This window comes from Pseudomonas akapageensis (genome assembly GCF_011355085.1).
Lineage (GTDB): Bacteria > Pseudomonadota > Gammaproteobacteria > Pseudomonadales > Pseudomonadaceae > Aquipseudomonas > Aquipseudomonas akapageensis.
Map to the genome: position 1 here is coordinate 53,163 of NZ_VXCP01000025.1, position 11,688 is coordinate 64,850.

12 protein-coding genes and 1 pseudogene are annotated in these 11,688 nt (G+C 58.4%); 4 read left to right on the forward strand and 9 right to left on the reverse strand.

All coding sequences use genetic code 11. The features are described 5' to 3' along the window. Nucleotides 1–45: 45 nt before the first annotated feature. The 4 genes from F2S13_RS17070 to F2S13_RS17085 form a co-directional block, all read right to left on the reverse strand. Nucleotides 46–939 (reverse strand): polysaccharide deacetylase family protein, encoded by an 894-nt coding sequence (locus F2S13_RS17070; RefSeq protein WP_166362873.1) that lies wholly within the window; start codon nucleotides 937–939, stop codon nucleotides 46–48. A gap of 63 nt (nucleotides 940–1,002) precedes the next feature. Continuing rightward, nucleotides 1,003–1,911: an NAD-dependent epimerase/dehydratase family protein gene (locus tag F2S13_RS17075; protein WP_166362876.1), complete on the reverse strand. Its 909-nt coding sequence runs from the start codon at nucleotides 1,909–1,911 to the stop codon at nucleotides 1,003–1,005. Nucleotides 1,912–1,983: 72 nt separating this feature from the next. After that, entirely contained in the window at nucleotides 1,984–2,718 is a 735-nt protein-coding gene (locus F2S13_RS17080; protein WP_166362878.1) for an SDR family NAD(P)-dependent oxidoreductase, read from the reverse strand. 60 nt (nucleotides 2,719–2,778) lie between these two features. Continuing rightward, the gene (locus tag F2S13_RS17085) at nucleotides 2,779–4,200 is read right to left on the reverse strand and encodes an APC family permease (RefSeq protein WP_166362880.1); all 1,422 of its coding nucleotides are present in this window, start codon (nucleotides 4,198–4,200) and stop codon (nucleotides 2,779–2,781) included. Nucleotides 4,201–4,450: 250 nt separating this feature from the next. On the opposite strand from F2S13_RS17085, the pseudogene F2S13_RS17090 reads away from it, so the two are divergent. After that, nucleotides 4,451–4,822, forward strand: a pseudogene (locus F2S13_RS17090) (aldehyde dehydrogenase (NADP(+))); the annotation flags it as partial. 36 nt (nucleotides 4,823–4,858) lie between these two features. Here F2S13_RS17090 and F2S13_RS17095 read toward each other — a convergent pair. Continuing rightward, nucleotides 4,859–5,866, reverse strand: a complete 1,008-nt coding sequence (locus F2S13_RS17095; RefSeq protein ID WP_166362882.1) for an Ldh family oxidoreductase — start codon at nucleotides 5,864–5,866, stop codon at nucleotides 4,859–4,861. A 94-nt stretch (nucleotides 5,867–5,960) separates the two neighbouring features. Continuing rightward, the gene (locus tag F2S13_RS17100) at nucleotides 5,961–6,170 is read right to left on the reverse strand and encodes a DUF2158 domain-containing protein (RefSeq protein WP_166362884.1); all 210 of its coding nucleotides are present in this window, start codon (nucleotides 6,168–6,170) and stop codon (nucleotides 5,961–5,963) included. 168 nt (nucleotides 6,171–6,338) lie between these two features. Here F2S13_RS17100 and tynA point away from each other — a divergent pair, with 168 nt between their 5' ends. Next, a complete protein-coding gene (tynA, locus tag F2S13_RS17105; protein ID WP_166362886.1) occupies nucleotides 6,339–8,627 on the forward strand; it encodes a primary-amine oxidase in 2,289 nt (762 codons plus the stop codon). 46 nt (nucleotides 8,628–8,673) lie between these two features. Here the strand turns inward: tynA and F2S13_RS17110 are convergent, their stop codons facing one another. Next, nucleotides 8,674–8,994, reverse strand: coding sequence for a hypothetical protein (locus F2S13_RS17110; protein WP_166362888.1), 321 nt, complete (start codon nucleotides 8,992–8,994; stop codon nucleotides 8,674–8,676). Nucleotides 8,995–9,494: 500 nt separating this feature from the next. On the opposite strand from F2S13_RS17110, the gene F2S13_RS17115 reads away from it, so the two are divergent. Beyond that, the gene (locus F2S13_RS17115; protein WP_166362890.1) at nucleotides 9,495–9,782 is read left to right on the forward strand and encodes a DUF6124 family protein; all 288 of its coding nucleotides are present in this window, start codon (nucleotides 9,495–9,497) and stop codon (nucleotides 9,780–9,782) included. A gap of 128 nt (nucleotides 9,783–9,910) precedes the next feature. On the opposite strand, the gene F2S13_RS17120 is transcribed toward F2S13_RS17115, so the two are convergent. Together F2S13_RS17120 and F2S13_RS17125 are read right to left on the reverse strand one after the other, a co-directional pair. Next, nucleotides 9,911–10,108 carry a hypothetical protein gene (locus F2S13_RS17120; RefSeq protein ID WP_166362796.1) on the reverse strand — a complete coding sequence of 66 codons (198 nt, stop codon included), beginning with the start codon at nucleotides 10,106–10,108 and terminating at the stop codon, nucleotides 9,911–9,913. Nucleotides 10,109–10,116: 8 nt separating this feature from the next. Continuing rightward, entirely contained in the window at nucleotides 10,117–10,281 is a 165-nt protein-coding gene (locus F2S13_RS17125; protein WP_166362892.1) for a hypothetical protein, read from the reverse strand. A 485-nt stretch (nucleotides 10,282–10,766) separates the two neighbouring features. Between F2S13_RS17125 and hisN the strand changes: the two genes are divergently transcribed. Continuing rightward, complete coding sequence (hisN, locus tag F2S13_RS17130) at nucleotides 10,767–11,558, forward strand: histidinol-phosphatase (protein WP_166362894.1); 792 nt, start codon at nucleotides 10,767–10,769, stop codon at nucleotides 11,556–11,558. The last annotated feature ends 130 nt before the right edge of the window (nucleotides 11,559–11,688 follow it).

The following is an 11,688-nucleotide window of genomic DNA, read 5'->3' on the forward strand; positions in this document are numbered from 1 at the left end:
TCGAGCGACCATCCAGAGATGGTCGCCACCCAACATTGATTCATATTACTTGTAGGCTACAACCGGTCCCTGATAGTAAGGCAACTCGTCAACCCGTGGCGTGTAGACACCCTCGGACACGCTGCGCTTCACATGAGCCGCGATCTCATCCATGGGGGCAAACCAGACGTCACCTTTCTCCTTCATGTATTCGATCAATTTCGTCACTTCATGCCATCGCGCCAAGCGACCGGAAAGGAACGGGTGCCAGACCGGAACGAACAGACCGCCATATTCCCAGGCCGCATCGAATTCGGCCTTGAAAACCTCGACCGCCCGTTGTGGCGATTGAATCGGCATCTGAAAATTCAGGTCGATGCTGTGCATGTACTGAGGCCAGTCATCCAGTGCCCAGCTGGAGGGCAGCTCCACCAGTTCTCCCGCCTTTGTGCGCAACAGATAGGGAACGTCATCCCCCATCAACGAGGCGTCATAGGTGAAGCCTCGTTCGATCAGCAGATCGGCAGAGTGCTCCGACATGTTGTAGAGCGGCGCCCGCCAGCCTCGTGGTGCCCGGCCGGTAAAGCGCTTGATGGTGTCGCAGCCACGATCGAGCCAATAGGCCTCCTCTTCCCGACTCAACTCGTTTGGATGTTCATGAATGTAGCCGTGATGGCCAATCTCGTGCCCATCTTCGACGATCGCCTCAATGGCCTTGGGATATTGCTCGATGCACCAGGCCGGTATGAAAAACGTCTGCTTGATCTGGAACCGTCGATAGGTCTCCAGAATCCTTGGAATCGCCACCTTGGGTCCGTAATGCAGCATTGAAATACTGGCTACCCGTGTCGCTGAATCCTTGGGGTGGGCCACATGCAGAATGCTGTCTGCATCCATATCAAAGGTAAAGGACACGGCGCAGCGGGCGCCATTTGGCCACACAATAGGGTTCTCGATCATGCTTAATCACCAAGTGAAGCTGAAGGTTATTTGACTTACCCAATACAGCGATCAAGTCCGATATCAATATTCGTGATCGATCAGCCAGTTGGAGTAATGCGTCAGCCCTTTCTCAAGTGTCCATTGCGCTTGATAGCCCAACTCCCGCTGTGCAGCACTCAGATCCCACTCTCCTTGCCGATCCAGATGCCAGTAGCCATCACCGATTTCGATCTGGGCTTCAGGAATTATTTTCCTGATGACTTCGACCGCTTCATGCAGTTTCCAGGAACGGTCACCGGCAATATTGAACACACCGCCCTTCAAGTCTCTGCTTTCAGCCGCCATCAGCACGGCACGCACAACATCTTCGACATGAATATAATGGAAGCGATGATCTCCGCCGGAAGGCAAGGTGAACTTTTCACCCCGATGAACTGTTTTAAGTATATCCCTGAGCACCTGCGGCATTTTATTTTCAGGGCCATACACTTCGGCAATCCGCAGCGAGATCACTTCCATGCCATAAAGATCATTGTAGACTCGGCCAAAATGCTCGTTGGCAAGTTTGGTTACACCATAAGGTGTCGTTGGATAAGCCGGGGTCTGCTCGTTAATCGCACCTTCGAAATGCCCGTAGACGGTTTCCGAAGAAAAATTGACCAGTCGCTTGATGCCCGCCAGACGCATTGCCTCGAGCAAATGAATCGTGCCATCGATATTCGCTGCGACCGTCGTAATCGGAAGATCGATGGACAAGTCGGGGTGCGACATTGCTGCCGTATGAATGACACAATCGATGCCAAATTCCTGGATGGTCCTGACAATCCTCGGGATATCGAACAACTCCCCCTGTACAGGCGTCATGAACTCCGACCTGGCTTCCGAGTAGTCACGGTTGTAACTCACCACCTTGACGCCCTGCTCGCTGAGTTTTTTCGTCAGGTACCTGCCAACATAGCCCAAACCACCGGTAATCATCACAGCGCTCATCTTGTATCCTTCTTGTTATTGGCAAAATAAGAAAACACATGATTCAGTGAACTTTGTTTTCGAAACGCCTGACTAGATCGCAGCCCCGCCATTGGGGCTGACAACTTGTCCAACCATATAATCTCCCGCGGGCCCGGCCAGCGCCTCAACCATGGCCGCGATTTCGTCCGGCTTGCCGAAGCGCTTCAAGGGGAGGGTCGCGCGTGTTTCATCGTTGAATTCGATGGTGTCGTTGATCAGCATGTCCGTCTCGATCGGCCCCGGCGCCACCGAGTTCACCAACACGCCTTGGGGAGCCACTTCCTTGGCGACCGCTTTGGTCAGCGCGATAACCCCGCCCTTGGAGGCGCAGTACGCTGCGTAGGTCGGAAACCCGATCAACCCCAGCTCCGAGCTGATATTGATAATCCGCCCTTGCCCGCGAGCCAGCATGCCCGGCAACACAGCCTGCATGCAGGCCCAGGTACCGCCGAGATTGGTACTGATCATCTGCTCCCACTGGGCCCAGGTGGTCTGCGCTACCGTGGCCGATACCAGTCTCCCGGCATTGTTGACAAGAATATCCACCCGCCCGTAGCGACTTTCCGCCTCCCGGATGATTCCGGCTGCGCCTTGCGGATTACTGACATCGGCTTGCACAGTGATGCCGTCGCCGCCGTTTTCCTCGGCGGTACGCAACACGGCGTCCAGTTGATCCTTGTCGTCGAAGTAGTTGAGTACCAAATGATCCCCAGCCGCAGCAAAACGCTTGGCGATTGCCAGCCCAATGCCCCTTCCCGCGCCAGTAATTACGACAACACGCTTCATAAGCTCACCTAAGTTGTTTAGCGAGCGCCACAGGGCGGCGCCCATTGTGTTTTTGCGAAATCAGGACGCTTGAGAAAGTACGACGCGTTTGGAGACACGTGACTGCCAGACCAGGATCAATGCGCCAGACAGGATCGTCAGTGCACCGAGGTACCAGGCGGTGTACTGGTCCTCGGGAGAAACCGGATTCGCCCCGGCGGTGTAGCCGATGTAACCCAGCACCAGAATCGCGAGAGACGCCGGAATCGACAATGCCAGGGCCAGCCCGAAAGGTTGGCGGCGCCAGGTCATGACAATGAAGGCTGCGATAGCGGCCATGTAGGACATGACCAGGGTGATGGTCACTACGTCGTAGTACCAGGAGATCTTTTCCAGTGGCTTCCACCAGACCAGGGCGATAGCGACGGCCGCAACGACAACGCTGGCCAGCCAAGGGGACCTTGATTTGTTGACTGAGCAAAACGCTGCGGGCAGATGCCCTTCCTCACTCATTCGGTAAAGCGTACGAGCGGCCGCACTGGAGGAAATCTGCAATCCGGCACATGCCGAAGTGACCACGACAAACAATGCAATCCAGGCCATGGCCGGCGGCAAGTAGACATTCGCGACCGCGGCAATCGGTCCGCCGTTACCGTCTTCGATGATTGCCGCCAACTTCTCTACCGGCACCGCGTACTGCCAGCCGATTGCCGCGAGCGTGTAAATAACAAAGGCTGACGTGAGCACGAGCAGCATGGAACGTTGAACAGTCCGCACAGGAATACGCGACTCTTCAATGTAGTTGATCGCCGAATCGAAGTTGGCAAGCATCCAGACGCCGAACAGTACACCCGGCCCGATCGCGGACCACCCACCTGCTCCTTCCAGCGAGTACATGGAAGTCACCGACAAATCCTGGACCTGAGGATTGATGAGCCCCATCAATCCGAGTCCGGCGACAACAGTGATTTCAAAGATCAGAAAGACGCTCGCCACTTTGGCTGTGGCATTGACGCCGTTGCAGGAGATAGCGAGGAATATCAGAACCATGGACGTGGCGATTATTTTGGCGTTAAGCGCGCCCGCCACTGCCGGAATCAGTGCCTGTATATATTCGGTGCCAATGATTGCGCACATTGCCATTACGGCCATGCAGGCAACGGAATATGCCCAGCCGAGAATGGTCCCGACACTCGAGTGCAAAAACCGCGACGTGAAGGTGAATACCCCTCCGGCCGACGGTGCTTGTCGAGTCAGGGAAATCATGCAGAAGGCCATGACCAACATTGGAAAGAAGTAAGCGATCAAGATGGCCAGCGGAGCCTGGTGGCCTGATATCGAGTAGAGAATCGACATCGAAGAAGCAGCGATCCAGCCTGGCGCATTGAAGCCAAGTGCCGAAAAGGTTACATCCCTGGTATTTAGAGTGCCTTTATTAAGAGCTGTATTGAGCTCGCGAACAGTTCCATCATGGTCATAGCCGATTATTTCATAGAGTTTCATTATTTTTATGCTCTGTTCAATAGCTATAGAAGATGTCGCAACGCCGAATAATCTAAATGCAATAGGTCCTTATATAAGACTGATTCCTCGCGGAGAGGGAGGGGTTGAGAAGTATAGGAACAGCCAAAAAATACCTACCATCAAAAATCACAGATGTTTGCATCTGAATTTTCGAAGTAAGTGCTTTATGAAAATCGAGCGAATGGCAGCTGCCAGCCCGACGACGCCCCTGGGCCGGGCATCTTCCGACGAGAGAGCATCACTGCAACGCGCATTGCAGGGCTTGCACGGCCAACTCACCGCCACCCTGATTGCCGAGCCCGGCGATCTCCAGGCCCATGGCGAGCTGGTCCCGCTGCTGGAACAGAAGGTCGGCCGGGTGTTGTTCAACGGTTACCCGACCGGTGTCGAAGTCTGCGATGCGATGGTCCATGGCGGCCCCTACCCGGCGACCTCCGATGCCCGTGGCACCTCGGTCGGCAGCCTGGCCATCGACCGTTTCCTGCGTCCGGTGTGCTACCAGAACTGCCCTGATGCGTTGTTGCCCGAAGCTCTCAAGGACGCCAACCCGCTGGGCATCACCCGTCTGGTCGACGGCCTCGGCAGTCGCCAGGCGCTGTAAAACCAAAGCGGGCGCCACTGGCGCCCGCGCTGCTTCTCAATCCAGCAATGCCCTGAGCTCGCTGTACAGCGCCTCGGGGATCTGCACCCCCTCTACCAGGCTCTGCGCGCGCGCCTCATAACGTCGTTGCGACGGCAACCGGGCGCCCTGCCCCTGAATGCTCTCGAACAAGACTTCGGCACGGCCCAGGTGCTGCTCGGTGGCATCCCCGAGGAAGCGCCGAGGATCCAGCGCGATGATCAGCTCGCCATGGTACGGCGACGACTTGCTGCCGGCGTCATAGGCCAGCGACTCGGCGCTGGTCAGGTCCCCGATCAGGGGCCCGGCGATCAACTCCACCATCGCGGCCAGCGCCGAGCCCTTGTGCCCACCGAAGGTCAACATGGCACCGGTATCGAGCACCACATTGGCATCGGTACTCGGTTGCCCCTGGGCATCCACGCCCCACCCCTCGGGAATGGGTTTGCCGGCACGCCGATGCAGCTCGATATCACCACGGGCAATTGCACTGGTGGCGAAGTCGAACACGAAGGGATCCTTGCCAGGGCGCGGCCAGCCAAAGGCAATGGGGTTGGTACCGAACACCGGCTGGTTGCCCCCCGCCGGCGCTACCCAGGCATGGCTGGGATTGCAGGCCAGCGCCACGAGCCCCGCAGAGGTGAGCTGCTCTATCTCGACCCACAGTGCGGAAAAATGCACACAGCGATTGATCGCCAGGGCAGCGATGCCATTGCTCCGCGCTTTCTCCTCCAGTAGTGGCAGGCCCGCCTGGAACGCCAATTGGGAAAAACCGCCAGCCGCATCGACACGCACGATCGAGGGTGCCTGATCGATGACACGAGGCTCGGCAACAGCAGAAACCTTACCCGCCTTCAACGAACTCACGCAGCCAAGAATCCGGTACAAGCCATGGGAGGCGCAGCCATCGCGTTCGCCAGCGATCACGGTAGTGGTCACGGCTTGCGCATGGGCGGCGCTGAAACCGTTATGCAACAAGATCGATTCGGCCAGCTCGCGAGCTTCGGCCAGGGTCATTCGGATCATCTTCATCTCCTTGGATCGACCTCCCATACTGGTCTCTACCAAGGATTACGGCTTGATCCCTTTGCACGGCGTTGATGATGAATTCGGCACAACCTCAAAGGGGCGACCCTGTACCTCGACGGGGCTCTTTTTCAATCATCTCGGCATTGAACGTGGCGGTGTGATGCTGGCCCGCCTTGTCGAACCAGTCGCATCTCACCTGCACGCTATAACCATCGCTCGTGTCGTTATCGACATCCCTTACAGTCATGAGTGGACCACCACTGTTCAGGACCACCAGATCGCCCTTCTCGAAATTCGACATTGCCCGGCTCCATGGAGGATTGTGATTTCATCATGGGTCGACGGCCGTGACATTTCAATGAATCAGGCACGCAATCCAATAAATCTGGCCGACAATCTAATGACCGACTCTTGCCAGACGTGCACAGTATCGAGGCGGCCTGTCCGGCACACCTTCAGGAAAGTGAACATGTTCAACCCGATCGCTCTAATAAAAAGAAACGCCATCAAACCCTTGGTCCTTGCCATCTCGCTGGGCTTGCCAGGCCTGCCGTTGACAGTGCCCACGGCCAGCGCCCACGGCGGTGAAGCCGAAATGGTGCCGCTGCAGTCGACCCTTGAGGCGTTCGGCGCAACCGTCAAATGGGATGACTATGCCAACCTGTTCGTGATCCAGAAGGACGGTGCCTTTATCAAGGTCAAGCCGGACAGCAAGACTGCCGTACTCAACGGCAAGCGCACTGAACTCACGGTACCGGTGGTGTTCAAGGACAAGACCGCGTACATGTCCAAGGACTTCATCAACCAGATGTTCCAGTCCGGCCTGGACACGACCTTTGTCGTCGAAACCCGCCCCAACCCGCTCAACCCCTTGAGCGCTGACGAGATCAACGCCGCGGTCGGCGTGGTCAAGGCTTCGGACAAATACCGGCCAGGCTTGCGCTTCACCGAAGTGTCGGTGCATGTGCCGCCCAAGGATCAGGTCTGGAACTTTGCCCTGAACGGCCAGCCGACCACCGAATCACGCGCCGCCAATATCGTGGTGCTCGACGGCAAGCACGTGTTCGAGGGCCTGGTCGACCTGAAGACCGGCACCCTGCAATCCTGGAAACCCATCGAGGGCGCCCACGGCATGGTGCTGCTCGACGACTTCGCCACCGTGCAGTCGGTGATCGAAGGCAGCAGCGAATACGCCGAGGCCCTGGCCAAGCGCGGCATCGACGACGTCAAGAAAGTCGTGGCCACCCCGCTGACCGTTGGCTACTTCGACGGCAAGGATGGCTTGCAGCAGGACCAGCGCCTGCTCAAGGTGGTGAGCTACCTCAATACCGGCGACGACAACTACTGGGCCCACCCGATTGAAAACCTGGTCGCGGTGGTCGACCTGGAACAGAAAAAAATCCTCAAGATCGAAGACGCAGGCGTCGTCCCGGTGCCGATGAAGGCCACGCCCTTCGACGGTCGCGCGCTCAAGGCGCCCGAGGTCAAACCGCTGGAAATCACCGAGCCCGAAGGCAAGAACTACACCATCAGCGGCAACAGCATTCACTGGCAGAACTGGGACTTCCACGTCCGCCTGGACTCGCGGGTCGGGCCGATCCTGTCCACCGTTACCTATAACGACCAGGGCAAGAAACGCAAAATCATGTACGAAGGCTCGCTGGGCGGCATGATCGTGCCCTACGGCGACCCGGACGCGGGCTGGTACTTCAAGGCCTACCTGGACTCCGGCGACTACGGCATGGGCACCCTGACCTCACCGCTGGCCCGCGGCAAGGACGCCCCGCAGAACGCCGTGCTGCTCGACGCCACCATTGCCGACTATACCGGCCAACCGCAGCAGATCCCCCGCGCCATGGCCGTGTTCGAACGCTATGCCGGACCCGAATACAAGCACCAGGAAATGGGCCGCCCGAACCTCAGCACCGAGCGCCGCGAACTGGTGGTGCGCTGGATCAGCACCGTGGGCAACTACGACTACATCTTCGACTGGGTCTTCCAGCAGAACGGCACCATCGGCATCGACGCCGGCGCCACCGGTATCGAAGCGGTCAAGGGCGTGGTCTCCAAGACCATGCACGACGCCACCGCCAAGGAAGACACCCGCTACGGCACCCTGCTGGACCACAACATCGTCGGCTCCACCCACCAGCACATCTACAACTTCCGCCTGGACATGGACGTGGACGGTGAAAACAACGCGCTGGTCGAGGTCAACCCGCAGATTGCCGGCAACGACCGTGGCGGCCCGCGCACCAGCACCATGCAGACCGAAACCCACATCGTCGCTGACGAACAGCAAGCGGCGCAGAAATTCGACCCGGCGACCATTCGCCTGCTGAGCAACCCGGGCAAGGAAAACAAGGTCGGCAACCCGGTTTCCTATCAGTTGATTCCTTACGCCGGCGGTACTCACCCGGTGGCCAAGGGCGCCAACTTCGGCAAGGACGAGTGGCTCTACCACCGTTTGAGCTTCATGGACAAACAGCTGTGGGTGACCCGCTACAACCCGGAAGAGAAATACCCGGAAGGCAAATACCCGAACCGCTCGGACCACGACTCGGGGCTGGGGCAATTCACCAGCGACAACCAGTCCATCGACAACACCGACAACGTGGTCTGGCTGACCACCGGCACCACCCACGTGGCCCGCGCCGAGGAATGGCCGATCATGCCGACTGAATGGGTGCATGTGTTGTTGAAGCCGTGGAACTTCTTCGATGAAACGCCCACGCTGAACCTGAGCGCACCGAAGTGATGGAGACTGCAGGAGCGGCGCAAGCCGTTCCTGCAGATCGGATGGCTCAGCGATGGGCCAACTTGTACCTGACGCACTCTTCATAGAAGCTCTGCCGGACCGCAGCAGGCTTGAACCGCGATGGACTGTCGTAGGTTTGCTCGGTAATGCCCAAGGCCATCATACGCATCCAGCCCTTGCTGAACCGGGTTGCCTGAATCTTCTGGCGCGCGGCATACAGCGAGACCCCCGACAGCTTGAGCTCCTGGGCTCTTGCCGCAGTACCCGCCCCCCAGTCGCACATGTACCTGTCATTGGCCATCAGCTCTTTGGCCTGGGCAGAGGCTGCGACGCCGACCAGGGCAAGCGAAATCAATACATTGCGCATTTACGTTCAAACCTAAACACCTGAAATTAAAGTGATTTTCGCGATAACTTTGAGGTTTGGGGGCCAGCAAAATGCCTTCTGGGGCCACTTTGCGGCCTAATCGCTGCGGTCCGGCGATCCGGCAAGCCAGCTCCCACAGGGTCACCTACAGAGATCTGCAGTGAACTCTGTGGGAGCTGGCTTGCCAGCGATAGCGGTCTACCTGTAGGCAAATTCTCTATTTCTTGAACGACATTTCCCAAGCATAATCAACCCGCCTTGAACGCTGTTGCGCCTGAGTTTGCCGCTGGCTAGTCTTGCCCAGTCGTTGCCAATTCAACGACCGGGCCTGAGAACCCGAGGAACCACAATAGGCGCATAGGCGAGTTTATGGCGGCTGTGCGCGGGAGGTCTTCGGACCTGCCGGGTTTCCTATTGCCCCGGTTTCTCAGCCTGCGTACAGCTGCCACCCATTCGCCTGAGAACGAATCTGGCAGCTCCACAACAATAGGAGCTTCACCATGATCAAAATCGTCCCCGATCCACCCGCTTCAACCCCCGCACTGTTCACCACGGAAAAACCCTTCGGCACCGTCGACAGCAACGGCCAGCCCATGTTCACCGTACGCGGCGGCATCCCGGCCGAAGACGCCCTGGCCCATGCCGCGACCCTGGTCCAATACGCCGAAGCCACGGCGTGGGATGTGGTCGATCACCTGCACCTGAACGATAAATCCCTGGTGCTCGGCCTGATCCAGCAACTCGATGCCGCACAGGCGTTGATCAGCGCGGTGGTGGACCAGCACTGAACCCTCGTTCCCACGCTCTGCGTGGGAATGCCATCCGGAGACGCTCTGCGTCGGGCTCAGGTGCGTCGACGCTGGAGCGTCTAGTGCTGCATTCCTTTGCTTCGCGTGGGAACGAGAGTCAACGAGATTCAGGCGTTCGAAGCTGCCTGGGCATTCGTGCCTTGATTGACCCGCACCGGCCCCCTTGGCGCACGCAACGTCCACAGCAAATAGACCCCAACCAGCCCCGCGGCCGAGAGCGACAGCATCCCTGCACGAGGATCGATGAACCAGACCTCCATGTTGGCCTTGAGCATTGGCGCGACGAAGCCACCGATATTGCCCATCGAGCCAATCAGCGCGATCCCCCTGCAGCGGCGACCCCACCCAGGTAACTGGTCGGCAGCGTCCAGAACAGCGGTTGAACAGTCACGAAAGCGGCGGCTGCAAAACAGAAGGCCAGCAATACCGGAGCAAAACTGTTGAGCAATGCCGAGGCGGCAATTCCCAACGCAGCCATGCCCAGCATGCAAACCGGCGGTGATGCCCAGCAGCTCGGCTATTCGGGTCGGCAGGTAAAAGATGACCCGTACACACTGACCTGAACACTGAAGTAGATGAGGATGAACTTCAGCACGCGCTTGTTGCGCACCAGGCCAAGCAGGTTTTTCGGCCCATGGGCCAGCTTGAGCTTGTCTTCGGCCTTGAGCTCCTGGCTCAGGGCAGCCTTTTCCTCAGGGGTAAGCCAGGTTTTTTCTACCAGCGAAAACTAATGGACCAGGCCGATAGTTCCCAATGACATATTTTCAGCAATCGATAACGCCTCGTTATCGACACGCTGAGACGCCGATTGCCTGCGCGACTCAGTCGCCGCGCAGAATCTCCGGCCCGTTCTGTACTGCAGCGCGGACCTGCTTTTTCCTTGCCTAAACCAGGCCTGCTCGGGATCATGTGTCCATACCTTTAAATCATGCCTTCAAATCAACCTGGATATAGGTGCATCCGATGCCACTCACTCGCGAACAGCTCAATGAGTACCTGAGTTTCGCCGACGAACTCGCCGACGCTGCGGCCGCGGCCATTGCGCCGCACTTTCGCACGGCAATCGAAGTAGAGGACAAGGGTGGCCGCTTGTACGACCCCGTCACCGTGGCCGACAAGGCGGCCGAGCAGGCCATGCGTGAACTGATCCGCAAGCGCTACCCCACCCATGGAATCCTGGGTGAAGAGGAAGGCGTTTATACCGGTGAAAGCGAACTGACCTGGGTCCTGGACCCTATCGATGGCACGCGAGCCTTCGTCACCGGACTGCCCCTGTGGGGCACGCTGATCGCACTCAACGATGGCCAGCGCCCGGTGCTGGGAGTGATGAACCAGCCGTTTACCGGTGAGCGATACATCGGCAGCGCACAAGGTGCCTGGCGCAATGGCGCAGCGCTGAAAACCCGTGCCTGCGCCCAACTCACCTCTGCGCGGCTGATGTGCACGACACCGGACATGTTCGATACGACCGAACGGAAAAACGCATTTGAACAGGTGGCCAGCCAGGCGCAGCTGGTACGTTTTGGCGGTGACTGTTACGCCTACTGCATGCTGGCCTCAGGCTTCGTCGATGTGATCATCGAGGCGGCATTGCAGCCCTATGACGTGCAGGCATTGATCCCGATCATCGAGGCAGCAGGTGGCCGAATGACAGCCTGGGATGGAAGTACGGCGCAAAACGGCGGGACTGTCGTTGCCTGCGGGGATCCTGCGCTGCATGCCCAGCTGGTTGAGCTGCTGAAGCACGCTGCCTAACCCCGAACCAACGCCGGTCTCTCCTCGTTCCCACGGTCCGCGTGGGAATGCCTCCCCTGAAGCTCTGCGTCACGACGCTGGAGCGTCTGACACTGCATTCCCACGCGGAGCGTGGGAACGAGGTCCGGGG

Excerpts from the sequence above, each read along its gene's own strand:
- F2S13_RS17075 (WP_166362876.1), bottom strand. The coding sequence starts at position 1,911 with ATGAGCGCTGTGATGATTACCGGTGGTTTGGGCTATGTTGGCAGGTAC.
- F2S13_RS17125 (WP_166362892.1), bottom strand. The coding sequence starts at position 10,281 with ATGGCTGCGTTGGGAATTGCCGCCTCGGCATTGCTCAACAGTTTTGCT.
- F2S13_RS17120 (WP_166362796.1), bottom strand. The coding sequence starts at position 10,108 with ATGGGCAATATCGGTGGCTTCGTCGCGCCAATGCTCAAGGCCAACATG.
- tynA (WP_166362886.1), top strand. The coding sequence starts at position 6,339 with ATGTTCAACCCGATCGCTCTAATAAAAAGAAACGCCATCAAACCCTTG.
- F2S13_RS17085 (WP_166362880.1), bottom strand. The coding sequence starts at position 4,200 with ATGAAACTCTATGAAATAATCGGCTATGACCATGATGGAACTGTTCGC.
- F2S13_RS17095 (WP_166362882.1), bottom strand. The coding sequence starts at position 5,866 with ATGATCCGAATGACCCTGGCCGAAGCTCGCGAGCTGGCCGAATCGATC.
- F2S13_RS17070 (WP_166362873.1), bottom strand. The coding sequence starts at position 939 with ATGATCGAGAACCCTATTGTGTGGCCAAATGGCGCCCGCTGCGCCGTG.
- F2S13_RS17080 (WP_166362878.1), bottom strand. The coding sequence starts at position 2,718 with ATGAAGCGTGTTGTCGTAATTACTGGCGCGGGAAGGGGCATTGGGCTG.
- F2S13_RS17110 (WP_166362888.1), bottom strand. The coding sequence starts at position 8,994 with ATGCGCAATGTATTGATTTCGCTTGCCCTGGTCGGCGTCGCAGCCTCT.
- F2S13_RS17115 (WP_166362890.1), top strand. The coding sequence starts at position 9,495 with ATGATCAAAATCGTCCCCGATCCACCCGCTTCAACCCCCGCACTGTTC.
- hisN (WP_166362894.1), top strand. The coding sequence starts at position 10,767 with ATGCCACTCACTCGCGAACAGCTCAATGAGTACCTGAGTTTCGCCGAC.
- F2S13_RS17100 (WP_166362884.1), bottom strand. The coding sequence starts at position 6,170 with ATGTCGAATTTCGAGAAGGGCGATCTGGTGGTCCTGAACAGTGGTGGT.